Annotated in this window: 24 protein-coding genes; 11 read left to right on the forward strand and 13 right to left on the reverse strand. The window is 67.5% G+C overall.

Going from position 1 to position 21,966, the window contains the following annotated elements; all coding sequences use genetic code 11:
- Positions 1 to 225 (forward strand): hypothetical protein (locus VHA82_RS11945; RefSeq protein WP_325543832.1); only part of this gene is annotated, 225 nt, incomplete at its 5' end.
- A 233-nt stretch (positions 226 to 458) separates the two neighbouring features.
- Here the strand turns inward: VHA82_RS11945 and darG are convergent.
- Together darG and darT are read right to left on the reverse strand one after the other, a co-directional pair.
- Positions 459 to 1,550 carry a type II toxin-antitoxin system antitoxin DNA ADP-ribosyl glycohydrolase DarG gene (darG, locus tag VHA82_RS11950; RefSeq protein WP_325543834.1) on the reverse strand — a complete coding sequence of 364 codons (1,092 nt, stop codon included), beginning with the start codon at positions 1,548 to 1,550 and terminating at the stop codon, positions 459 to 461.
- Complete coding sequence (darT, locus tag VHA82_RS11955; protein ID WP_325543836.1) at positions 1,547 to 2,194, reverse strand: type II toxin-antitoxin system toxin DNA ADP-ribosyl transferase DarT; 648 nt, start codon at positions 2,192 to 2,194, stop codon at positions 1,547 to 1,549. Before darT ends, darG begins: the two co-directional genes overlap by 4 nt.
- Before the next feature lie 200 nt (positions 2,195 to 2,394).
- On the opposite strand from darT, the gene VHA82_RS11960 reads away from it, so the two are divergent.
- Genes VHA82_RS11960 through VHA82_RS11975 form a run of 4 tightly spaced genes read left to right on the forward strand, consistent with a single transcriptional unit; the run spans position 2,395 to position 5,134 of the window.
- Entirely contained in the window at positions 2,395 to 2,655 is a 261-nt protein-coding gene (locus VHA82_RS11960; protein ID WP_325543838.1) for a hypothetical protein, read from the forward strand.
- A gap of 49 nt (positions 2,656 to 2,704) precedes the next feature.
- Positions 2,705 to 3,598: a glycosyltransferase family 2 protein gene (locus VHA82_RS11965; protein WP_325543841.1), complete on the forward strand. Its 894-nt coding sequence runs from the start codon at positions 2,705 to 2,707 to the stop codon at positions 3,596 to 3,598.
- Between the two features lie 7 nt (positions 3,599 to 3,605).
- Positions 3,606 to 4,025 carry an FdtA/QdtA family cupin domain-containing protein gene (locus tag VHA82_RS11970; RefSeq protein WP_325543843.1) on the forward strand — a complete coding sequence of 140 codons (420 nt, stop codon included), beginning with the start codon at positions 3,606 to 3,608 and terminating at the stop codon, positions 4,023 to 4,025.
- Entirely contained in the window at positions 4,022 to 5,134 is a 1,113-nt protein-coding gene (locus VHA82_RS11975; RefSeq protein WP_325543845.1) for a DegT/DnrJ/EryC1/StrS family aminotransferase, read from the forward strand. Before VHA82_RS11970 ends, VHA82_RS11975 begins: the two co-directional genes overlap by 4 nt.
- Positions 5,135 to 5,246: 112 nt before the next feature.
- Here VHA82_RS11975 and VHA82_RS11980 read toward each other — a convergent pair whose 3' ends face one another.
- Genes VHA82_RS11980 through VHA82_RS11995 form a run of 4 tightly spaced genes read right to left on the reverse strand, consistent with a single transcriptional unit; the run spans position 5,247 to position 8,796 of the window.
- On the reverse strand, positions 5,247 to 6,437 hold the full coding sequence (locus tag VHA82_RS11980; RefSeq protein WP_325543847.1) for a VWA domain-containing protein: 1,191 nt from the start codon (positions 6,435 to 6,437) through the stop codon (positions 5,247 to 5,249).
- On the reverse strand, positions 6,431 to 7,354 hold the full coding sequence (locus VHA82_RS11985; RefSeq protein ID WP_325543849.1) for a type II CAAX endopeptidase family protein: 924 nt from the start codon (positions 7,352 to 7,354) through the stop codon (positions 6,431 to 6,433). Before VHA82_RS11985 ends, VHA82_RS11980 begins: the two co-directional genes overlap by 7 nt.
- 6 nt (positions 7,355 to 7,360) lie before the next feature.
- Positions 7,361 to 7,954, reverse strand: a complete 594-nt coding sequence (locus tag VHA82_RS11990) for a GNAT family protein (RefSeq protein WP_325543851.1) — start codon at positions 7,952 to 7,954, stop codon at positions 7,361 to 7,363.
- Positions 7,954 to 8,796 carry a MoxR family ATPase gene (locus VHA82_RS11995; RefSeq protein WP_325543854.1) on the reverse strand — a complete coding sequence of 281 codons (843 nt, stop codon included), beginning with the start codon at positions 8,794 to 8,796 and terminating at the stop codon, positions 7,954 to 7,956. Before VHA82_RS11995 ends, VHA82_RS11990 begins: the two co-directional genes overlap by 1 nt.
- 100 nt (positions 8,797 to 8,896) lie before the next feature.
- Here VHA82_RS11995 and VHA82_RS12000 point away from each other — a divergent pair, with 100 nt between their 5' ends.
- Complete coding sequence (locus VHA82_RS12000; protein ID WP_325543856.1) at positions 8,897 to 9,607, forward strand: c-type cytochrome; 711 nt, start codon at positions 8,897 to 8,899, stop codon at positions 9,605 to 9,607.
- 89 nt (positions 9,608 to 9,696) lie between these two features.
- Here VHA82_RS12000 and VHA82_RS12005 read toward each other — a convergent pair whose 3' ends face one another.
- The gene (locus VHA82_RS12005; protein ID WP_325543858.1) at positions 9,697 to 10,128 is read right to left on the reverse strand and encodes a DUF1841 family protein; all 432 of its coding nucleotides are present in this window, start codon (positions 10,126 to 10,128) and stop codon (positions 9,697 to 9,699) included.
- Positions 10,129 to 10,487: 359 nt separating this feature from the next.
- Here VHA82_RS12005 and pcaF point away from each other — a divergent pair, with 359 nt between their 5' ends.
- A complete protein-coding gene (gene pcaF / locus VHA82_RS12010; protein ID WP_325543860.1) occupies positions 10,488 to 11,693 on the forward strand; it encodes a 3-oxoadipyl-CoA thiolase in 1,206 nt (401 codons plus the stop codon).
- Positions 11,694 to 11,730: 37 nt separating this feature from the next.
- Here the strand turns inward: pcaF and VHA82_RS12015 are convergent, their stop codons facing one another.
- The 4 genes from VHA82_RS12015 to VHA82_RS12030 form a co-directional block, all read right to left on the reverse strand.
- Positions 11,731 to 12,354 (reverse strand): hypothetical protein, encoded by a 624-nt coding sequence (locus VHA82_RS12015; protein ID WP_325543862.1) that lies wholly within the window; start codon positions 12,352 to 12,354, stop codon positions 11,731 to 11,733.
- A complete protein-coding gene (locus VHA82_RS12020; RefSeq protein WP_325543863.1) occupies positions 12,347 to 15,529 on the reverse strand; it encodes a PAS domain-containing hybrid sensor histidine kinase/response regulator in 3,183 nt (1,060 codons plus the stop codon). The genes VHA82_RS12015 and VHA82_RS12020 overlap by 8 nt, the downstream gene beginning before the upstream one ends.
- An 82-nt stretch (positions 15,530 to 15,611) precedes the next feature.
- Complete coding sequence (gene kefC, locus VHA82_RS12025) at positions 15,612 to 17,465, reverse strand: glutathione-regulated potassium-efflux system protein KefC (RefSeq protein ID WP_325543865.1); 1,854 nt, start codon at positions 17,463 to 17,465, stop codon at positions 15,612 to 15,614.
- Positions 17,465 to 18,094 (reverse strand): NAD(P)H-dependent oxidoreductase, encoded by a 630-nt coding sequence (locus tag VHA82_RS12030; RefSeq protein ID WP_325543867.1) that lies wholly within the window; start codon positions 18,092 to 18,094, stop codon positions 17,465 to 17,467. Before VHA82_RS12030 ends, kefC begins: the two co-directional genes overlap by 1 nt.
- Positions 18,095 to 18,130: 36 nt before the next feature.
- Here VHA82_RS12030 and VHA82_RS12035 point away from each other — a divergent pair, with 36 nt between their 5' ends.
- Positions 18,131 to 18,748, forward strand: coding sequence for a ParA family protein (locus VHA82_RS12035; protein WP_325543869.1), 618 nt, complete (start codon positions 18,131 to 18,133; stop codon positions 18,746 to 18,748).
- A 46-nt stretch (positions 18,749 to 18,794) separates the two neighbouring features.
- Positions 18,795 to 19,247, forward strand: a complete 453-nt coding sequence (locus VHA82_RS12040) for a MaoC family dehydratase (RefSeq protein WP_325543871.1) — start codon at positions 18,795 to 18,797, stop codon at positions 19,245 to 19,247.
- Here VHA82_RS12040 and VHA82_RS12045 read toward each other — a convergent pair.
- Positions 19,238 to 19,705, reverse strand: coding sequence for a tRNA (cytidine(34)-2'-O)-methyltransferase (locus tag VHA82_RS12045; RefSeq protein WP_325543873.1), 468 nt, complete (start codon positions 19,703 to 19,705; stop codon positions 19,238 to 19,240). The two genes, VHA82_RS12040 and VHA82_RS12045, sit on opposite strands and share 10 nt — an antisense overlap.
- 7 nt (positions 19,706 to 19,712) lie before the next feature.
- Complete coding sequence (locus tag VHA82_RS12050; protein WP_325543875.1) at positions 19,713 to 20,468, reverse strand: ComF family protein; 756 nt, start codon at positions 20,466 to 20,468, stop codon at positions 19,713 to 19,715.
- A gap of 24 nt (positions 20,469 to 20,492) precedes the next feature.
- On the opposite strand from VHA82_RS12050, the gene VHA82_RS12055 reads away from it, so the two are divergent.
- Both VHA82_RS12055 and VHA82_RS12060 read left to right on the forward strand, forming a co-directional pair.
- Positions 20,493 to 21,383 carry a methyltransferase domain-containing protein gene (locus VHA82_RS12055; protein WP_325543877.1) on the forward strand — a complete coding sequence of 297 codons (891 nt, stop codon included), beginning with the start codon at positions 20,493 to 20,495 and terminating at the stop codon, positions 21,381 to 21,383.
- A 96-nt stretch (positions 21,384 to 21,479) separates the two neighbouring features.
- Entirely contained in the window at positions 21,480 to 21,962 is a 483-nt protein-coding gene (locus VHA82_RS12060) for a DUF2244 domain-containing protein (RefSeq protein ID WP_325543878.1), read from the forward strand.
- Positions 21,963 to 21,966 lie beyond the last annotated feature (4 nt).

Consider the following 21,966-nt stretch of genomic DNA (forward strand, 5'->3'; position numbering starts at 1 on the left):
GTTGGTATTCGCACCTCAACCCTATCCGGAATCACGATGGCCAACCCGCTCGCGGGCGACCTCAGCTCTCCAGGCGCTACGGACTGCGTCCTTCGCGCCTTGAAAACATTAAAAACTTACACCACTCCCGGGGACATCAACTTACGGCGTTTGAGCTTCACGCTGCTCTGGCGGGGCATTTCTCTATCCGTAACCGTGGGTGGATGCAGCGAATGCCGCCATTGAGAGAATTGGCCGATTTCAGTGGCACGACCCACGATTGCATGGGTGTCAACGGCGACGGAATGCGTGACATCTGCGAACGGTCTGCGCACGCGTGAACACATGAAACCGCATGGTGATGATGCGCAAGCAGTCCTGGGTTCGGACCCAAGGGAGCCATCACGCGAGCGCGAGGTCAGCCACTGCCCCACCTGAGGTCGGCGATTGGAATTGGGATACGGGAGGGGTGCAGCAGTTCAGCGAAGCGCGACTTCGTGGTCCGACGACATGCTTGCGGAATCGAACTGCCAGTCTTCCTTGAACAACCGTTCCCAAGCAGCCTTGACCTGCGCAGCACTCATGGTTCGTGCCTTCCTCGCATTCCATTCGTGCACCTTCCGAACGGCGACCTCCGGGTCTTTCCGTGCGTCTGGCGACTGCACCATGACCCAGTGGACGGTAGCGAGCAGTTCCATGCCATAGGGATTCTCGAAGCCGTCGATCAAGCGACTCACGCGATCCATTCGCTTGTTCACGACATCCGCGCCCTTAAGGCGGTCGTCCGCCTTCTCAACCGATCCTTCCTTCAGGTCGAGCATCTTCTCCGGAGAGTCCGTGCCGTCGCCGTAGCCGACGATGTAGTGGCCCTCCATGCGATTGAGCTGATGGCGCAAATTCGCAGCGTACGGGCCGTATCGCTCGGCCACGAAGCTCAGCTTCAGCGGTTCCCCGGCCTCCTGCATGAAGTACATGAGTTTCTGCACCTCAAGGAGGGTGACGAAGGGCTCGATGAGCCCCTTTTTGTACCTGTCGATAAGCTTGAGCAACACCGCACGAGCAATGGTCAGCGAAGGCTTCGAAGTCCGCTGGGGCATGTCTTCGGCTGGAGGGGCTCCCTGCGGTTCGTAGATTCGTACGTCAACGCCGGGTAGCTGCTCGAAGGCTCGCACGATCATGGGCCGGACCTTCGCCCAATCCAGTCCCCCGTGCCCGCAGCCGAGTGGGGGCACAGCGATGGACTGGATACCGAATCGCCTCACGAGTGCTGTCAGGTCTTCGAGCCCTTCACGAATGTCGCTCAGCTTGCTATTTGCTCGCCAATGGCTCTTCGTCGGGAAATTGATGATGTACCTTGGCCCTTCTGCGAGTCCGCCAGTGTCGTAGACGTGCATGTGACCCATGCGAACGCGCCCAGCCCTGCATGCGTCCACGTACTGTTGGTACATGTCAGGATAGGCACGGCTGAACTGAAGGGCAATTCCCTTGCCCATGACACCGACCGTGTTCACCGTGTTGACCAGAGCCTCAACCGGTGCCTTTAGCAAGTTGCCGTGAGTGAAGTTGATCATGGGAAGTACCAGTTTCGTCTCGTGGTCACAGTCGGTGCGTCGGGCGTGTTTTGCAGCAGTTGCAGGACTTGGTTTCGGACGGCGTCATCGAAACACGCCACCTCGATTATGGCAACCCATGGAACCCTATCCTCGACAAGGAACTCTGCGGACTTTTGTGGGCCTCGGTTTCCCCAGTAGGTAAGGCCGATCGCGTTCCAGTCCAAGTTCTGAAGTTGATCCAGGCTGTTCCAAAAGTTCGGCGGGTAACTTCCGTTCGCGCCTTGGTCGCTGAAGGCCCAACCAGTGGCTGCGGCGGTCACATCTCGGATGGTCGTGACAAGGTGCACCACCGTCCGCTGGCACCCCCTGGGTCGTTCCGGCACGCTTCCTGAATTCACCGTGTACAGCATCACCGAGCGAGGGCAAAAGTAAAAAGGAACGAACTCACCGACGAACCGATTCCCGGTGCACGCCACCTGCAGCACGGTCATGCGCCGTTGCTTGATGTGGGAGTAGCCGATGCCGGTCGCTGGCCGGCCCTGCTGTGCCAGCAAGGCGTCGGACAGAAGGAAACCGCCGTTGATGATGCTCGATAGGTTCGAGACATCCGTGATATGAAACAACTCAGTCGCTGGCGGATCGTCCGCGACGTAACCTGACATCCTGATCCTCAGTACTGGCCCGAGCAGCCGGGGCGAAGCTTAGCCCAGCATGGGCGCAAGTCCGGGCTCAGGTGAGTCGAAAGTGAGTCGACGCGGGACGTTCGCCTCTGAAACTTCCCATTGAACTACGGCGGCGGGACGCTCATTCTAAAGGGCCGGCCGGGGTGCACAATCGGCGCTCCTGGAGGAGCAGACAAGCCATGAGGCACAACATCCCCGTCGCACTGGGTGCGATCGTGCTCGCGTTCGCGAGCGTCGCCCACGCCGCCGCGCCCGACGTGTTCAACGACCTGCTCGAGTCGAGCATGAAGGACAAGAAAGGCGTGATGGTCTACGTCAAGGGACAGGCCATCGGCGGACGCGTCACCCGCATCACGGCCGAGGCCATCGAGATGACGGGGCGCGAATACGCGCGCATCGTCATCCGCCGCGACGCCATCGACGCCGTCGCCGGCAACTGAAAAGCGGGGCCCGCCCGCGATGGAAGCGGGACGTACAATCGGCTCGACAATGAGCCAGCGCATTGCCGACCGTACCCACGATGCCGCTGCGAAGCCGTTCGTGAGCCTGCTGTGCGTCACGTACAACCACGAGACATTCGTCACCGCCTGCATCGAGGGCTTTCTCATGCAGGAGGTCGATTTCCCGGTGGAAATCGTCGTGCACGACGACGCGTCGACCGATCGCACGCAGCCCATCCTGCTCGACTACGCGAAGCGCTACCCGGGGCTTTTTCGCTTCATCTTCCGCAAGGAAAACGTGATGAGCCAGGGCGGCGTGGTGGAGCCCGACCTCATCGCCGCGGCGCGCGGCAACTACATCGCCTGGTGCGACGGCGACGACGCATGGACCGATCCGCTGAAAGTCGCGAAACAGGTCGCCTTCCTGGAGGCGAATCCTTCCTTCGTCGTGTCGTTCCACGATGCCGAGCGGGTCGACGCCGAAGGCAACACGCTCTTCGACTTCACACTGCCGGAAGAATCCCGCCGCGACTACACGCAGATGGACATGGTGCTTTCGCGCTGGGGCTTCATGCTCCTGAGCACGATGACCTGGCGCAACGTGCTGAAGACGTTCCCGCCCGAATACAGCCTGGCCGCGAACAACGACGTCTTCATCGCGCGCCTGCTCGGCTTCTGGGGCGGCGCGAAGTTCCAGGGCGACATCCGCCCCATCAAGTACACGCAGCACGCCGGCGGCATCTGGGCGTTCAAGTCGCCCGCGCGCAAGGCCCAGATGCACGCGCGCACGCACCTGCAGCTCGTGAACTTCTTCCTGCGCATCGGCAAGCCCGAACTCGCGATCCTCACCTTCAGGACGCGCCTTGTGCCCGTGATGCAGGAGTACGAACGCGAACTGCAGGCCGCCCGCCAGAACAAGGCCAATGCGCAAGCCGAACTCTGAGGCCCGCATGCAGTCGCAACCCGAGCCGCAGTGCCGCCTGATCGAGCTGCCGAGGATCGCGGCCGCCAACGGCGACCTGACCTTCCTCGACAGCGGCCCGCACGTGCCGTTCGCCGTGCGCCGCGTCTACTACCTCTACGACGTCCCGGCCGGCGCGCGGCGCGGCTCGCATGCGCACAGGCAGTTGCAGCAGTTCCTGGTGGCGGTCGCGGGCAGCTTCGACGTATGGATCGACAGCGGCGCCGGCCGCGCGCGCTACCGGCTGGATCGGCCCGACCGCGGCCTGTGCGTGGTGCCGATGACCTGGATCGAACTCACCGACTTCTCCGCCGGCGCCGTGTGCCTCGTGCTCGCCTCCGATGACCATCGCGAGGACGACTACGTTCGCGACTACGACGAGTTCCTGGCCGCGCGCCGCGCCCGATGATCCCCTTCCTCGACGTGCGCGCCTCGTACCTCGAGCTGCGCGAGCGCATCGACGAAGCCGTCGCGCGCGTGCTGGCGAGCGGCACATACGTGCTCGGGGAGGAAGTCGAGGCGTTCGAGCACGAGTGGGCGGCGCATTGCGAGGCGCGTTTCGCCGTGGGCGTCGGCAACGGCCTCGACGCCCTGAAGCTCGCGCTGCACGCGTTTTCCATCGTGCCGGGCGACGAGGTGATCGTGCCCGCGCATACGTACATCGCGACCTGGCTCGCGGCGAGCGATTGCGGCGCGGTGCCGGTGCCCGTCGAGCCATCCCCCGAGACCGGCAGCCTGGACCCGGCGCGTGTCGAGGCGGCGATCACGCCGCGCACACGAGCGATCCTGCCCGTGCACCTGTACGGCCTGCCGGTCGATCTCGACCCCCTCCTGGAAGTCGCTCGCGCGCACGGGCTGCGCGTGCTGGAGGACGCGGCGCAGGCCCACGGCGCGCGCTACAAAGGGCGACGCATCGGCGCGCACGGCGACGCGGTGGCGTGGAGCTTCTATCCGGGCAAGAATCTCGGCGCGTTCGGCGACGGCGGCGCCGTGACGACGAACGACGCCGAGATCGCCGATCGTGTGCGCGTACTGCGCAACTACGGCTCGCGCGAGAAATACCGCAACGAAGCGCGCGGCGCCAACAGCCGGCTGGATCCGATCCAGGCCGCGGCCCTTCGTGTGAAGCTCACCGTCCTCGACGACTGGAACGCGCGGCGTGCGCGAGTGGCCGCGCAGTACCTCGACTCGTTGCGCGGGACCGGGCTCGGCCTGCCGCCGGTTCCCGCGTATGCCGATGCGGTGTGGCACCTCTTCGTCGTGCGTCATGCGCGTCGCGACGCGTTGCGGCGGCATCTGGCAGCTCGCGGCATCGCGACGCTGATCCACTACCCGGTGCCGCCGCACCTGCAGCCCGCGTATCGCGACCTGGGATTCGACAGAGGCACGTTCCCGCTGGCCGAGCGGTGGGCCGATGAAGTCCTGAGCCTGCCGATGGGGCCGCACCTGGACACACAAGCGGCCGCCGCCGTCGTCGATGCGATCGCGGAGTTTGCGGCGCCGCACGAGGAGGATTGAAGCCGCCGCTCACGGCGCCGTCACGGCGCCGCGGGCCCGCTCGCCATTCGGCCTGGCTGGAACGAGAACGTCGTCCAGGCTTGCGCAAACACCTATCGGAGCTCTGCAGCGGCTACTTCGAAAGCAGCCGCATCGCTTCTTCCAGGCCCTTGATGGTGAGCGGATACATCCGCTGGTTCATCAGTTGCTGGATGACGCTGATCGACTGCCGGTACTGCCACACGCCCTGCGGCTCGGGGTTGATCCACGCGAACTTCGGAAACGCGTTCGTGAGGCGCTGCAGCCATTCGGCTCCCGCTTCCTCGTTGTTGTATTCGACGCTGCCGCCCGGCTGGAGGATTTCGTAGGGGCTCATCGTCGCGTCGCCCACGAAGACGAGCTTGTAGTCCTTGTTGTACTTGCGGATGATGTCCCACGTCGCGAACTTCTCCGAGAAGCGGCGGCGGTTGTTCTTCCACATGAAGTCGTAGACGCAGTTGTGGAAGTAGTAGAACTCGAGGTGCTTGAACTCCGCCTTCGCCGCGGAGAACATTTCCTCCACGCGGTGGATGTGCTCGTCCATCGTGCCGCCCACGTCCATGAGCAAGAGCGCCTTCACGTTGTTGTGCCGCTCGGGCACCATCCTGATGTCCAGCCAGCCCGCGTTCGCGGCGGTGGAGCGGATCGTGTCGTCGAGGTCCAGTTCCTCCTCGGCGCCCTCGCGCGCGAACTTGCGCAGGCGGCGCAGCGCCACCTTGATGTTGCGCGTGCCCAGTTCCTGGCTGTCGTCGTAATCCTTGTACGCGCGCTGGTCCCACACCTTCACGGCGCTGCGGTTGCGGCCCTTCTCCTGGCCGATGCGGATGCCCTGCGGGTTGAAGCCGTAGGCGCCGAAGGGGGACGTCCCGCCCGTGCCGATCATCTTGCTGCCGCCTTCGTGGCGGTCCTTCTGCTCCTCGAAGCGCTTCTTGAGCGTCTCCATGAGCTCGTCCCATCCCATCTTCTCGATCTTCGCCTTCTCCTCGGGCGAGAGTTCGAGCTCGAGCGTCTTGCGCAGCCACTCGAGCGGCACGTCGCGGCTGAAGTCGGCGATCAGCTCCACGCCCTTGAAATACGCGGCAAACGCGCGATCGAACTTGTCGTAGTGCTTCTCGTCCTTCACGAGCGCCGTGCGCGCGAGGTAGTAGAAGTCGTCGATGCTGTACGCGCCTTCGCTCACGGGCCCCACCACGCCTTGCTTGAGCGCCTCGACGAGCGTGAGGTATTCCTTCACCGAGACGGGCAGCTTCGCGCCGCGCAGCGTGTAGAAAAAATCGATCAGCATGGCGCGATCCCCGTTTCGGCTTCGTCCAGGTCGGCGACGGCCGCAGCCGCCGAGCGGCGGCGCATCGCGGCCACCAGCGCCGCGGAACAGACGAGGCTCACCGCCACCATGACCGCCGATGCCTCGATGCCGAAACGGCCGCCCGTGAGCCAGTCGGGTCCGGTGAACTGAGCGCGCAGCCAGCTGTAGTCGCCGTCGGCTAGGCCCGACACGCTGCTGCCGAACACCGTGCCCTCGAAGAAATTCCAGCCGCAATGCAGGCCCATGCAGACCGGCAGCGACCGCGTCACGTGGTAGACGAGCCCGAGCAGCACGCCTGCTTCGATCGCGATGGCCGCCGAGCTCCAGAGCGTGGCGCCCTCGTTGCCGATGTGAACGATGCCGAAGAACGCGGCGGAAAGCGCGAGCGCGCGCCACAGGCCCCAGCGCTCCTCGGCGATGCGAAACATCACGCCGCGAAACACGATTTCCTCCGACACCGCCGGCGCGACGCCCGAAGCGACGAAGCCCATCGCCCAATGCACGTCCGAGCCGAAGCCCGCCACGTGGTAGCTGCCGGCGATCCAGAGCACCCCGATCACGCAGCCGACGAACAAGCCGCCGAAGACGAAGCCGATCGCGGCGTGCGGCAAGGCCGTGACGGGGTCCAGTTCTTCGGGACGGCGCTTCTCGATGCCCAGGACCAGCAGGAGGTACGCGCCGATCGCAGGCAGGATGCGCAGCAGCACCTCGGTCATCTCGCGCAGCCCGGGATGGTCGCGGCGGGTCCAGCCCGCCATCACGGCCAGGAGGGCCACGACGGCGGCGATCGAGAGAAACATCGCCACGAACACCAGCACCCGGCCGAACCGGGAATACACGAACCGGCGCTGCCAGCGCGGCGTGATCTTCGGCATCGGGATGGCGTCGGTCTTCACTTCGGGTCACCTCGGCTTGGCGAGCTGGTACTCCAGGTGGGCGCGCACCTCGGGCCATTCGCCCGCGCTCACGCTGTACATCACGGTGTCGCGCACCGTCCCGTCGCGGCGCGGCGCGTGGTGGCGCAGCACGCCGTCTTTCTTCGCGCCGAGGCGTTCGATCGCCTTCTGGCTCGCGAAGTTGTAGTTGTCCGTGCGCCAGCCCACCAGAAGCGCGCCGAGCGTGTCGAAGGCGTGCGTCATGAGCAGCAGCTTGCAGGTGGTGTTGACGTGCGTGCGCTGCCAGCTCCTCGCGTACCACGTGTAGCCGATCTCCAGGCGGTCGATGGCCGGCACGATGTCGTGGTAGCGGGTGCTGCCGACCACGCGTCCGCTCGGAACGTCCACGACGACGAAGGGCAGCATGTGGCCTTCGTCCCGGCCCCGAAGCGCAAAGGCGACGTAGGCCTCGGCCTCGCCCGGCGCGGGCACGGAAGTCACGCGCAGCTTCCACAGTTCCCCGTCGCGCGCGGCGGCCTCGAGGCCCGCGACGTGCGAGGCCGCCATCGGCTCGAGGCGCACCGTCCCCGATTGCAGCGTGACGGGTTCGGGCGTCTTCATCACCGGTTGTGCCGCTGCATGAAGACGAGCTTTTCGAAGAGCGTCACGTCCTGCTCGTTTTTCAGGAGCGCCCCCACGAGCGGCGGCACCGACACCTTTTCGTCCTTGCTGTGCAGCGCCTCGGGCGGGATGTCCTCGGCCATGAGGAGCTTCAGCCAGTCGAGCAGTTCGGAGGTGCTCGGCTTCTTCTTCAGGCCCGGGAGGTTGCGCACGTCGTAGAAGGTCTTCATCGCGGCCGTGAGCAGTTCCTTCTTGAGGCCGGGGAAGTGCACGTCCACGATGCGCCGCATGGTCTCGGCGTCGGGGAAGCGGATGTAGTGAAAGAAGCAGCGGCGCAGGAACGCGTCGGGCAGCTCCTTCTCGTTGTTGGAGGTGATGAAGACGAGCGGGCGGTGGCGCGCCTTCACGAGCTCGTGCGTCTCGTAGACGTAGAACTCCATGCGGTCGAGTTCGCGCAAGAGGTCGTTCGGGAATTCGATGTCGGCCTTGTCGATCTCGTCGATGAGGAGCGCCACCGGCTCCTCCGAGGCGAAAGCCTGCCAGAGCACGCCCTTCACGATGTAGTTGTGGATGTCCTTCACGCGCTCGTCGCCGAGCTGCGAATCGCGCAGGCGCGACACCGCGTCGTATTCGTAGAGGCCTTGCTGCGCCTTGGTGGTCGACTTCACGTGCCACTGAAGAAGCGGCAAGCCGAGCGCCTGCGCCACTTCCTCGGCGAGCATCGTCTTGCCGGTGCCCGGCTCGCCCTTCACGAGCAGCGGGCGCCGCAAGGTGATGGATGCATTGACGGCCAGCATCAGGTCCTGAGTGGCGACGTAATTCTGGGAGCCTTGGAACTTCATGGAGAACGGATTGGACGGTGGCCGCTTTGGAACGGCTGATAGAATCGCGGGTTGATCGAAGAAACACCAAAACGGGACGCTCGTCCATTGTGCGCGCAAAATGAATAAGTTGTTCACCACGCTTTTCGCCCTGGCTGTCGCTTCCGTGACGGGTCTGGTCCATGCGCAGGCTTCCGGCGCGGCCGCTCCCTCGGCTCCCCCGGCCGCCGCCAAGGTCGCCAAGACCGCGACCCCCGCAAGCCCCAAGTCGCTGGAAGCCAAGATCGCGATGTGCCTCGGCTGCCACGGCATCAAGGGCTACCATTCGAGCTTCCCCGAGGTCTATCGGGTGCCCATGATCTCCGGCCAGAGCGCCGGCTACATCGTGAGCGCGCTCACCCAGTACAAGAACGGCGACCGCAAGCACCCCACCATGCGCGGCATCGCCGCGAGCCTGTCCGAGCAGGACATCAAGGACATCGCGAATTTCTATTCGAACCAGGCCGTGCCGGGGCCGGACAAGCTGAGCCATGAACCCGAAGGCCACGTCGCGCAGCTCTTCTCCAAGGGCAACTGCGTCTCCTGCCACGGCCCGAACCTTTCCAAGCCGATCGACCCCAGCTACCCGAAGATCGCCGGCCAGCAGCCGGACTACATCTTCGTCGCGCTGAAGGAATACAAGACGGAAAACAACCCCAACGTCGGCCGCAACAACGGCGTGATGGGCGCGATCGCCAAGCAGTTCTCCAACGCGGAGCTGAAGGAACTCGCGAACTACGTCGGCTCGCTCGACGGCCAGCTCACGGTGCATCCGGAGTCGCGCTTCCGCTGATCGAGGCAAGCCGGGCACGCGGGGCTCGACCGGGGGGCCGGCCGTCTCGCCACGTGTCTTGACGACGCCTCACGACGCCTCACGACGCCTCACGAAGTCGCCCGGCGCCGCACGCAATCCACGTAGGCCTGCCCGTCTGGCGGCCGGGCCGAACGCTGGCTTTCCCACAGCATCCGCCCGAGGCATTCCATCGCCTCGTGATGCGCCTCATGCAATGAATTGCGCCTGGCGGCAAGCAGTTCCACCGCCTGCCGGATGCCGCTCGGCTGGTCGATCGAGCACTGCTCGCTGATCGACAGGTGCATCGACAGATGCAGGAACGGATTGGTGCGGCCGTCGCTGCCGTCGTAAATCCGCTCGAGCGCAGCATCGACGTCCGCGAAGTCGGGCTCGTACTCCGGATGTTTCTCGAGCCACTGGCCCGCGAGCGTCTCGAGCGCATCCATCGGCTGCCCCGCGCGCGACTTCGCCCGCACCGCGCAGAAAAAGCGGCGCACGTCCTGCTGGGAGGGATCGAACATCGCCCGAGAGTAGCACCGCCCGCTCGCGGGCATCAGAGAGCGGGTGCGCGGTGAATCCTGCTGACCCCGCAGGCGCTCGGCTACGTCGAGACCGTGGGGCGGGTTGCGCGTAGAATTCTTTACGCGAACCGCTGTTCGTCATTGCAACGCAGCGCATGGGAGAAGAATGTGGCGCGCGGAACGCAGCGCCTGGACCCAACGCCGGGACCCCAGCGCTTGCTTTCCACGTTTCGACAGCGCGCTTTCGGACCCAGCCCGCCCGCTTTCCCCGCAAAGAACGCCTCCATGATCGAGGAGCTGGAAACGACTCGTCGGCCCGCCGATCGCCGACCGACCCGACTGGACACACCGGAGAGACCATGACCCGCCAAGCCTTCATCTGCGACGCCATCCGCACACCCTTCGGCCGCTACGGCGGAGCGCTTTCTTCCGTGCGCGCCGACGATCTCGGCGCGATTCCGATCCGCGCGCTCATCGAGCGCAACCCGCGAGTCGACTGGCAGGCCGTGAGCGACGTGCTCTACGGCTGCGCCAACCAGGCCGGCGAGGACAACCGCAACGTGGCTCACATGGCGTCGCTGCTCGCGGGCCTGCCCGCCGAGGTCCCCGGCGCCACGATCAACCGCCTGTGCGGCTCCGGCCTCGACGCGCTCGGCACCGCCGCGCGCGCGATCAAGGCGGGCGAGGCGAGCCTCGTCATCGCGGGCGGCGTGGAGAGCATGAGCCGCGCGCCGTTCGTGATGCCCAAGGCCGAGAGCGCCTTCTCGCGAACGAACGCCGTCTACGACACGACGATCGGCTGGCGGTTCGTGAACCGGCTGATGAAGGAGCGGTACGGCGTCGATTCGATGCCCGAGACCGCGGAGAACGTCGCGGCCGACTACCGCATCGAACGCGAAGCGCAGGACCGCATGGCGCTCGCTTCGCAGCTGAAGGCGGTGGCCGCGCAGCGCAGCGGCTTCTTCGCCTCGGAAATCGTGCCCGTGACGATCCCGCAGAAAAAGGGCGAGGCGATCGTCGTGGACCGCGACGAGCACCCGCGCGAAACCTCGCTCGAGGCGCTGGCGAAGCTGAAGGGCGTGGTGAAGCCGGACGGCACCGTGACGGCGGGCAATGCGAGTGGCGTGAACGACGGCGCGTGCGCCCTGATCGTCGCGGACGAGGCCACTGCCGCGAAAGAGGGTCTTACGCCGCGCGCGCGCGTGGCCGGCATGGCGACGGCGGGCGTGGCGCCGCGCATCATGGGGATCGGCCCCGCTCCCGCGACGCAAAGGCTTCTCGCGCTCACGGGCATTTCGCTCGATCAGGTCGACGTGATCGAGCTGAACGAGGCGTTCGCCGCGCAGGGGCTCGCCGTGCTGAGGACGCTCGGCCTGAAGGACGACGATCCGCGCGTCAATCCGAACGGCGGCGCGATCGCGCTCGGCCATCCGCTCGGTGCCTCGGGAGCGCGGCTCGCGACCACGGCGGTGAACCAGTTGCACCGCACGGGCGGCCGCTACGCCATCTGCACCATGTGCATCGGCGTGGGGCAGGGGATCGCGGTGCTGCTGGAGCGGGTGTGAGTCCGCACTGAACGGGGGCGAGCCGCGCTCGAAGGCGCTACTCGATCTCCGCGCGCACCGCCTCGACTTCCTGCGGCACGCGCTGCTCGAGCGTGGCCAGCATGCGGGCGAGTCTTTCGCTGTCCGTCACGTCGCGGTAGCGCGTGATGTGCCCCACGCGCTTGCCCCGCACACGCTGCGGGATCATGTGGCATTCGAGCACGCGCCCGTCGGTGAGCTCGATGCGGCTGAAATGCTCGCGCTCCGGCTCGGCCTTGCGCGCTTCGGCCTGCGCCAGGAAGCGCTCGGGATCGCGCACCTGGGCAAGCTGGATCGCGAGCACGGCCGACTCGTTCAGCGATTCGAGCTTGTCCTCGCCGATGCGCCAGATCTCCGTGAAGCGCGAGTTGTAGTGCATCGCCCGCCCGAAATAGCCGACCGCGAGCAGCCCGTCGCTCGTCGAGTCGAGCGTGGCGAGCAGCAGCGCGACGGCCGTGCGGGCCTCCAGCAGTTCCTGCGTGCGCGTGTCGAGGCTGCGCCGCGTCGAGGCCGCCTTCTGCTGCGACGACGCAAGCGTGCGCTGCATCTGGGCCAGATGCTGCGTGAGCTGATTCACGAGCAAGCCCGGCTCGGTGGCGGCCGGCTCGCGGACGGCTGCCCGTTTGGTCTTCGTCTCAGCCATGTGTCATCTCCCTGGGGTCGCCCAGCTGTTCATTCAATTGCGCGACGAGCGCGGTGAGCGGCAGTTCGAGCTCCGCGATGCGCGAGGGCACGTCGTCGGCCACGTCGTCTTCCTGCAGCGCATCTTCCAGCGCCTGGGCGCGCTGCTGCACGAGCGTGGCGCCCACGCTGCCGGAGACCCCTTTGAGCGTATGCGCGAGTCGCTGCGCGGCGAGGCGGTCGCCCGCCGCGAGCGCTTCGCGCACCTGCTGGCCGACCCGGGCCTGCCCCGCGGCGTAGCGCCTGAGCATCGCGGCATAAAGCGTCCTCTTGCCTGCCATGCGCGAGAGGCCGAGCACCACGTCGAGCCCGTCGATCCCCTGAGGCACGCCGTCCACGGCCCGGGGGCGCTCATCGGGCTGCGTTGGCGCTCGTGGCCCGAGCCAGCGCAGCAAAGCCGCCTGCAAGTCGTTCGGATCGATCGGCTTCACGACGTAGTCGTTCATGCCCGCTTCGGCGCAGCGGCGCCGGTCGGCTTCCATGGCATTGGCCGTCATGGCGACCACCGGCAGGTGCGCGAGGCGCGGGTCGCGACGCATCTCGCGCGTCGCGGCAAGCCCGTCCATCACCGGCATCTGCATGTCCATGAAGACGAGCTCGTAGGCCCCTTGCGCAAGCTTCGCAAGCGCGGTCTCGCCGTTGTCGGCGGTGTCCACCGCCACGCCCGTTTCCTGCAGCAGCTCGAGCGCGACCTGCCGGTTGATCTCGTTGTCCTCCACCAGCAGCACGCGCTTGCCGCGGATCGCCTGCAGCCTCGGGTCGGACGCCGGTGGCTGGCTGCCCGGCCCGGCCGCGCCGCGACGGCCCGCAAGGACGTTCATGGTCGTGTCCAGCAGCTGCGAGGCGCTCACAGGCTTCACGAGCACGTCCTCGATGCCCGCGTGCGTGGCTTCCTTCGCCGATTCCTCGCGGCCGTAGGCGGTCGCCATGAGCACCAGCATGGGAGGCGCAGGAAGCCCGCGGATGCGCCGCGCGGCCTCGAGGCCGTCCATGCCCGGCATCCGCCAGTCGAGATACACGACGTCGTACGGCCGTCCTTCGAGCGCCGCGCGCCGCACGGCCTCGACCGCGGCGGCGCCGTCGCAGGCGCCCGCGGCCTCGAGCGACATGCCGCGCAGCGCGTCCATCACGACGGCACGCGCATGATCGTTGTCGTCGACGACGAGAGCGCGGCGCCCGCGAAGCTGCTGGCCCGCGACGAGCCCGCGCTCGCGCGTGCGGCCGATCCGCAGCCGCGCGCTGAACCAGAACGTGCTGCCGCGGCCGGGCTCGCTTTCGACGCCGACTTCGCCGCCCATCAGTTCGGCGAGCTTCTTGCAGATCGCGAGGCCGAGGCCGGTGCCGCCGAACTTGCGCGTGGTGGACGTATCGGCCTGCGAAAAGCTCTGGAAGAGGCGCGAGCGCTGCTCCGGCGTGAGGCCGATGCCGGTGTCCTGCACGCGAAAGAGGACGAGCGCGTCGCGCTCGGTGCGCTCCGTCGCGCGCACCGAGATCACGACCTCGCCGCGATCGGTGAACTTCACCGCGTTGTTGGCGTAATTGAGCAGGACCTGCCCGAGTCTCAGCGAATCGCCCGCGAGCACCCTCGGCACGTCGGGTGCCACGTCGATCACCAGCTCCAGCCCCTTCGCGTGGCACTTCTCGCCCACGAGGCCGCTCGTGTTGTCCAGGAGCTTTTCGAGCTCGAATTCGGCTTCCTCCAGGTCGAGCTTGCCCGCTTCGACCTTCGAGAAGTCGAGGATGTCGTTGATGATGCCGAGCAGGTGCTGGCCGGAGGACTGCACCTTCTGCACGTAGTCGCGCTGGCGCGGCGCGAGCTCGGTCCTCAGCACGAGGTGCGACAGGCCGATGATCGCGTTCATCGGCGTGCGGATCTCGTGGCTCATGTTGGCGAGGAAGTTGGACTTCATGCGCGTCGCTTCCTCGGCGATCTCCTTGGCCGCGCGCAATTCGCCCTCGGCGCGCTTTTGCCGCGTGATGTCCTTGAAGCTCACGATGTAGACCGCGCGGTCGCTCTCGTGGGCGAGCGAGGCCGTCACGTCCACGAAGAGGAGGCTGCCCGCCTTGTCCCGGTACTGCGACTCGAATTCGATCGGCTTGCCTGCGCTGCCGGCGAGCTGCTCGTCCATCTTCGCGAGCGCCTCGGGCGTGTGGCGCGCATCGAAGTCGGCCACGCCGAGGCCGATCAGCTCCGACGGCGCATAGCGCAGCAGCTCGCACGCCGCCCGGTTGGCGAAGGTGACGCGGCGGCTCGCGCGGTCGACCCACATCATCGGCCCCGAATTTTCGATCACCGTGCGGTTGAAGAGGAGGCGCTGCTCGCTGCGCTTGCGCTCGGTGATGTCCTGGAAGGTCGCCACGTGGACGCGCCGGACATCGTCGTTCGCGACGAAGGCGGTGACCTCGGTCTGCAGCGGGCCGCCGTCCTTGCGCCGCATCGGACGCTGCATCGTCGCGGGAGCCGACGCCTCGCGCAGGACGGCCCGCATGGCCGAAGCGCGCTCTTGCGTGTAGTCGGTGATGAATTCCGACAGGTGCCTGTCGACCATTTCGCCCGCGCCGAAACCCAGCAGCTCGCCCGCGGCGCGGTTGGCGTAGAGGATCGTGTCCTTCTCGGGGTCGATCCACAACATCGGGCCGGAATTTTCGACGACGAGCGAGTTGAAAAGAAGCTTCTCCTCGTAGCGCCGGCGCTCGGTCACGTCGCGAAATGTGATCACGCTGCCCACGCAGCGGCCGCCCAGGAGCTGCGGCAGCACGTGCCGTTCGAACACGCGGCCGTCCTTCATCTCGATCAGGCTTGCGTGTTCTTCGTACGGCTGGGCGCCGCACAGCTCGAGGTGTTCGCTGAAGGCCGCCGGGTCCCTCACCTGCCGCAGCTGGAATTCGTGCAGGCGCGCGGCATCGATTTCGCTCAGCTCGTCTTCCGGCAGGCTCCACATCTCCACGAAGCGGATGTTGTAGAAGAAAGAGACGATGGCGCCGCCTTCGCCGTATTGCAGCGCGATGATGCCCTCGCTCGCCGCGTCGAGCGTGGAGACCGCGAGCTCGTGCGACCGGCGCAGGGCCGCGAGCTCGCGCCGCGCCGACTCGAGCTCTTCGGCGAGCGACGGGAGATGGGCCGGTGCGCGATCCATGGGTTCGATGAAGGTCTTTGTTCGACGGTACGAATGACACCATTGCCCGGCCGGTCCGGCTTAGGCAAATTCCCTAAGCGGGCTAGGTATTTGGACCTGCGGGATCGCTCCAGCCCGGGGCGCCCTGCAGGCCCGCGCGGCGGCGCTCTTCGTGTTCGGCGCGTTCGCGGGCCATCTGCTCTTCCAGCTGCTGCCGCCCCTGCTTCACGACCGCGATCAGCTTGGCGCGGTCGCGGTGATGCGGATACATCTTCTCGAAGAGGGCGAGATTGTGGCGCCGGAAACGCTGCGCATGCTCGCGCGCTTCAAAGGGTGCATGGCCGAGCAGTTCGAGCACCGTGCGGCCGGTGCGCAGGCTCGATTCGAACACTTCGCGTTCCACGCGCATCACGCCGCGGTTGCGCAGGGCGTTCCAGTGCGTGACGTCGCGCGCGCGCGCCACGAGCTCGAGCGCCGGAAAGTGCTCGCGCGCGATATCGACGATGGAAAGCGACTGCTCCACGTCGTCCACCGCCACGACAAGCACTCGCGCCGTCTGGGCGCCCGCGGTTCGCAGCAGGTCGAGGCGCGTGGCGTCTCCGTAGTGCACCTTGTAGCCGAACGAACGCGCCGCCTCGATCATGTCCGCGTCGTGGTCGAGCACCGTCGCGGCGATGCCCTGCGCGTCCAGCAGCCGGCCGACGATCTGCCCGTAGCGGCCGAAGCCCGCGATGATGACGGGTGCATGCTGGGGCTCGCTCAGCTGCGGTAACTCGCGCTGCGGCAAAGCCAGGCGCGGCACCACCAGCCGGTCGACAGCCACCAGCAGCAGCGGTCCGAGCATCATCGAGACCGCCACCGCGCCCACGAGCAGCGACGCGGTCTCGGCGGAGAACACGTTGGAGCCCGCCGCCGCCTGAAAGACGACGAAGGCGAATTCGCCGCCTTGCGAAAGCAGCAGGGTGAACACCGGCCGCTCCGCAAGCGGCACCCCGATCGGCCGCGCGAGCAGCCAGATCACGACCGCCTTGGCGATCATGAAGGCCGCCACGATCGCGGCCATGCGGCCGGGCGAGCGCACGAGCACGCCGAAGTCGATGCTCATGCCCACCGCGATGAAAAAGAGGCCGAGCAGCAGTCCCTTGAACGGCTCGATGTCGGTTTCGAGTTCGCGGCGGTATTCGCTTTCGGCGAGCAGCACGCCCGCGAGGAAGGCGCCGAGCGCCATCGAAAGGCCGACGAGCTGCATGAGCGCCGCGATGGCCACCACGAGCAGGAGCGACGCGGCGGTGAAGATCTCGGGCGTGCGGCTGCGTGCGATCCATCGCAGCACGGGGCGCAGGGCGAGGCGCCCGCCCAGCACGATCGCGGCCACCACGCCGACGATGCGGGCCGCCTCCACGGCCAGGCCATCGCCGGCCGGCCGCGAGTCGGCGACGCCGCCCAGGAGCGGCAGCAGCGCCAGAATGGGAATCGCGGCGACGTCCTGGAAGAGAAGGATCGAGAAGCCGGCCTGGCCGCTTGTGGTGGGCAGGATGTTGCGCTCGCCCATCACCTGCAGCGCGATCGCCGTGGACGAGAGCGCGAGCCCGAGCGCGGCAACGAGCGCGGCACGCCAGTCGGCGCCCGCCGCCAGCCCGATCGCGAAGATCGCCGCCGCGCAGCACGCGACCTGCGCCGTGCCCCAGCCGAAGATCGGGCGCCTCAGGCTCCAGAGGCGGCGCGGCTCGAGCTCGAGGCCGACCAGGAACAGCATCAGCACGACACCGAATTCCGCGAAGGAGAGGATGTCCTCCACGTTGCTCACGAGCCCGAGCCCCCAGGGGCCGATCACGATCCCCGCGGCCAGGTAGCCGATGATGGAGCCGAGGCCGAGCGCGCGCGCGAGCGGCACCGCGAACACGGCCGCGGCGAGATAGGTGAGGCTGTGGCCGAGCCAGTGCGGCAGGTGCGACATCAGCGCGCTCCGGGCCGGTCGATCACCGGCACGTCGCATGGTGGGCTCTCGCCCAGTTCGGCGAGTTCGGGCCATGCGGGATAGCTCGCGAGCCGCTCGGCGAAGATGCCCACGTGCCCGGCGAGTGCCTCCTCGCTCGCGCGATGGGCGCCATGCAGCAGCATCGGCGGCAGGAAGCGCATGCCGCAAAGCGCGGCCGTCTGCTCGTACGGCGGCAGGAAGGCGTCGAAGAAGTAGCGGTTGTAGCTCGATGGGTGGTAGGACGCCTCGGGGCCGCCTGTGCTCGCCACGAGCCACACGTCCTTGCCGGCAAGCGCCCGGCCCCCGGCTCCGTAGGCCCAGCCGTAGGCGAGCACTTCGTCGAACCAGAGTTTCAGCAGCGGCGTCGCCGAATACCACTGGATCGGCTGCAGGAGCACGAGCAGGTTCGCGGCGGCTGCCCGCGCCTGTTCACCGGCGACGTCGATGTCGTAATCCGGGTAGCTCGCGTAAAGGTCCTGCGCGAGCACCCCCGGCACCCCGCGCGCCGCATCGAGCAGCCGCCGGTTCACGCGCGACTCGCGCAGGCGCGGGTGGGCCGCGATCAGGTAGATGCGATTTTGCGCTTCGGTTTTGGCCGACTCATCCATCCCCGCTAACATAGCGCAAACGCGAGGAGGCCTCACATGCCGGTCGTGGTCGTTGCCAATCCGAAGGGCGGTGTCGGAAAGTCGACGCTTGCCACGAACATCGCCGGCTACTTCGCCTCCAGGGGGCACAAGGTGATGCTGGGGGACGCGGATCGCCAGCAGTCCTCGCGCCTGTGGCTCGGTCTGCGGCCGGCGGGGCTCGCACCCATCGCCGCGTGGGAGGTGGACAAGGAAAGCATCGCGCGTCCGCCCAAGGGCGTGACCCACGTCGTGATCGACACGCCGGCGGGCCTGCACGACAAGCGCCTCGAGCGGCTGATGAAGGTGGCCGACAAGGTGATCGTGCCGCTGCAGCCGAGCATCTTCGACATCTACGCGACGCGCGCTTTCCTCGACGAAGTCGCGAGCGACAGGAAGGCTTCGCACGCGAAGGTGGGCGTCGTGGGCATGCGGGTCGACCCGCGCACGATCTCGGCGGAGCACCTGCAGGAATTCACGAAGACGCTCGGGCTGCCCGTGCTCGGCTACCTGCGGCCGACGCAGAACTACATCCACCTCGCCGCGCGCGGCCTCACCCTCTTCGACGTCGCGCCGTCCAAGGTGGAGCGGGACCTGGAGCAGTGGCAGGGCATCTGCCGCTGGCTGGACGAGTGATGCCTGCGCGACGGATGGAACTGCCGGCTCCAGCTACAGTGGGCGCATGAAGACGATCGAATTCTCCGAGCTGCCGGCGCTTGTCGGGCAGGACGTGGCAACGAGCCCGTGGATCGACATCACGCAGGAGCAGGTGAACCTCTTTGCCGAGGCGACGGGGGATCACCAGTGGATCCACGTCGATGTGGAGCGCGCGAAGGCCGGGCCGTTCGGCGCGCCGATCGCGCACGGGTTTCTCACGCTGTCGCTCATCCCGCGCTTCTTCGAGTCGGCGATCGAACTTCGCGGTTCGCGCATGGGCGTGAACTACGGCCTGAACAAGGTGCGCTTCACGTCGCCCGTGCCGGTGGGCAGCCGCCTGCGCGGGAAGATGAAGCTGCTCGCCTGCGAGCCGATCGCGGACAACGGCTACCAGATGGCGTGGGAAATCGTGATCGAACGCGAAGGAGTCGAGAAGCCCGTCTGCATCGCGGAGACGCTTTCGCGGCGCTACGCCTGAGCGAACCCGTTCTGCCGCCACGCCTCGAACACGGTCACGGCCACCGCGTTCGACAGATTGAGGCTGCGCTGGCCGGGCCGCATGGGCAGCTTCAGGCGTTGCCCGGACGGAAACGATTCGCGCAGTTCGGGCGCGAGACCGCGCGTCTCGCAGCCGAAGACGAGCCAGTCACCCGGCTCGAACGCGACATCGTGCACAAGCCGCTGGCCGCGCGTCGTGAGCGCGAACATGCGTTCGGGCCGCGGCTGTTCGCCGCGCAGGAAGGCTTGCCAGTCCGCATGGCGCCTCACGTCGGCATATTCGTGATAGTCGAGGCCCGCCCGCCGCATGTGCCGGTCGTCCATCGAAAAGCCGAGCGGCTCCACGAGATGCAGCTCGCAGCCGGTGTTGGCCGCCAGCCGGATCACGTTGCCGGTGTTGGGCGGAATCTCCGGCTCGACCAGGACGATGCGGAACATGCTCGCTTCAGTCGGCCTCGTCGGTGCGTGCGAACACCACCGCGCCGACGCTCGCAGCGCCAGCGCGGCGCAGCGCCTCGGCCGCCGCGAAGAGCGACGCGCCGCTCGTCATCACGTCGTCCACGACGAGCACGTGGCGGCCGCGCACGTCGCGAAGGCGCAGCGGCTCCACGCCGAAAGCATGCCGCACGTTGGCGAGCCGCTCCTTGCGTCCGAGCGCCGCCTGCGGCGGCGTGTTCGCAAGCCGCAGCAGCAGCGCCGGCTCCACCTTGCGCGCGGGCGCGAGACAGCGCGCGAGCGCGAGCGCCTGGTTGAAGCCGCGTTCGGCGAGCCGTTCGCGCGCGAGCGGCATCGGCAGCACGAGGTCGCAATCCTCCACGGCCTGCGCGACGCCGGGCGTATCGAGCACGAGCCGCGCGAACGAACGGGCCCAGCCCGCGCGCCCCTGGAACTTGAACTGCGCGACGAGCGACGACCACGGATAGTCGTAAGGCACGGCCGCGAAGCAGGCGTCGAGCGGCGGCGGCGATTTCACGCAGGCGCCGCATTCGCCCACGCCCGCGGGGACGGGCAACGCGCACCGCGCGCAGCGGTGCAACGGCTGCGCGAACCGCAGCCTGCACGCTTCGCAAACCGGCTCGGCAGGCCAGCGCGCGCAGATGCCGCAGCGGCTGGGCACGGCCGCCGCGAGACGCGCGAACGTGCGGTGCAGGCGCGAAGGGTGAGAGGCAAACGAGAGGCGCGAGGGCGTGCGTGCGGACATCGGCTCAATATACTCGTGCGCACCATGCCGGCCGCCGAGCGTCCACCCACCATCGACCCCGTCGCGGCCGCGCGCTGGGAGGCCCGTGCGCCCGCGCATTCGCCCTGGCTGCACGGCGAAGTCGCGCGCCGCATGGAAGAGCGCCTGCAGTGGATCAGGCGCGAGCCCATGACGTGGGCCCATTGGGAGGCCGTCCGGGGCGGCATCGACGTGCAGTCGAAGATCGTGGCGCGCTATCCGCGCTCGCACTGCTACGTGGTCGAGCCGCAGCCCGCGCGGGCGCGCGCCGCGCGCGAGGCCCTCGCGCGGCCCTGGTGGCGGCGCTTCGGCAGTGCGCCGTTCGACGTCGGGCCGGTCCCCGACGGCGCGGTGCAGATGCTCTGGGCCAACATGGCCCTGCACCTTTCGGGCGACCCCGAAGCGCTGCTCGCGCGGTGGCACCGCGCGCTCGCGGTCGACGGCTTCGTGATGTTCTCGTGCCTCGGGCCGGACACGCTGCGCGAATTGCGCGCCCTCTATGCGCGTCTCGGCTGGCCGCCCCCGGCGCACGAGTTCACCGACATGCACGACTGGGGCGACATGCTCGTGCACGGCGGCTTCGCCGAGCCGGTCATGGACATGGAGCGAATCACGCTCACCTTCGAGACGCCCGAGCGGCTCATCGCGGAACTGCGCGGGCTCGGCGCCAACCTGCATCGCGAGCGCTTTGCCGCCCTGCGCGGCCGCGGCTGGCACGCACGGCTGCGACAAGCGATCGATGAACACCTGCGCGCGGTCGACGCCCGCCTCGCGCTCACCTTCGAGATCATCTACGGCCACGCCTTCAAGCCCGCGCCGCGCACGAAGATGAGCGAGCAAAGCTCGGTGTCGCTCGCGGACATGCGATCGATGCTGCACCGCGGGCGCGGCGCATGACGCAGCGGCGCGGCGCATCGCGGCGCAGGCCACGGTCGGCCGGGTGTCAGGGAGAACCCGCGCTACAATCGCCGGTTGATTTCCCAAGCATCGTCCGTGTCGAACCTGGTGTTTCGTTTCGCCACTGTCCAGGGACAAGCCATCCACTGGTTCCTGGCGCGCAATTGCTCGGTGACGCCCGCCCAGCTGGGCTGGCTTTACGCGTCGCTTTGCGCGCTGACGCTCGGGATCGGAACCTTCTTCTGGTTCCGGGGGGCGGTGCTGATCCTTCCCTTCGCCGGGCTCGAGCTGGCCTGCGTGGGTGTCGCGTTCCTCGTGTACGCGCGCCATGCGGCCGACCGCGAGCACATCTCGCTGCAGGGGCGGCGGCTGGTGGTGGAGCTGGAAAACGCCGGCCGGCTGGAGAGGGCGGAATTCAACCGCGATTGGGTCCGTGTGGAGCCGAGCGCGGGAAACCGGTCGCTGATCGAGGTGTCGGGGCAGGGACGACGGGTGAACGTCGGGCGCTACCTGAGACCGGAGCTGCGGCCGGTGCTGGCACGGGAGCTGCGGTTGGCGCTCCGTGGCGACAGCGCGTAGAAGT

Source organism: Ramlibacter sp. (assembly GCF_035548915.1).
Classification (GTDB): domain Bacteria; phylum Pseudomonadota; class Gammaproteobacteria; order Burkholderiales; family Burkholderiaceae_C; genus Ramlibacter.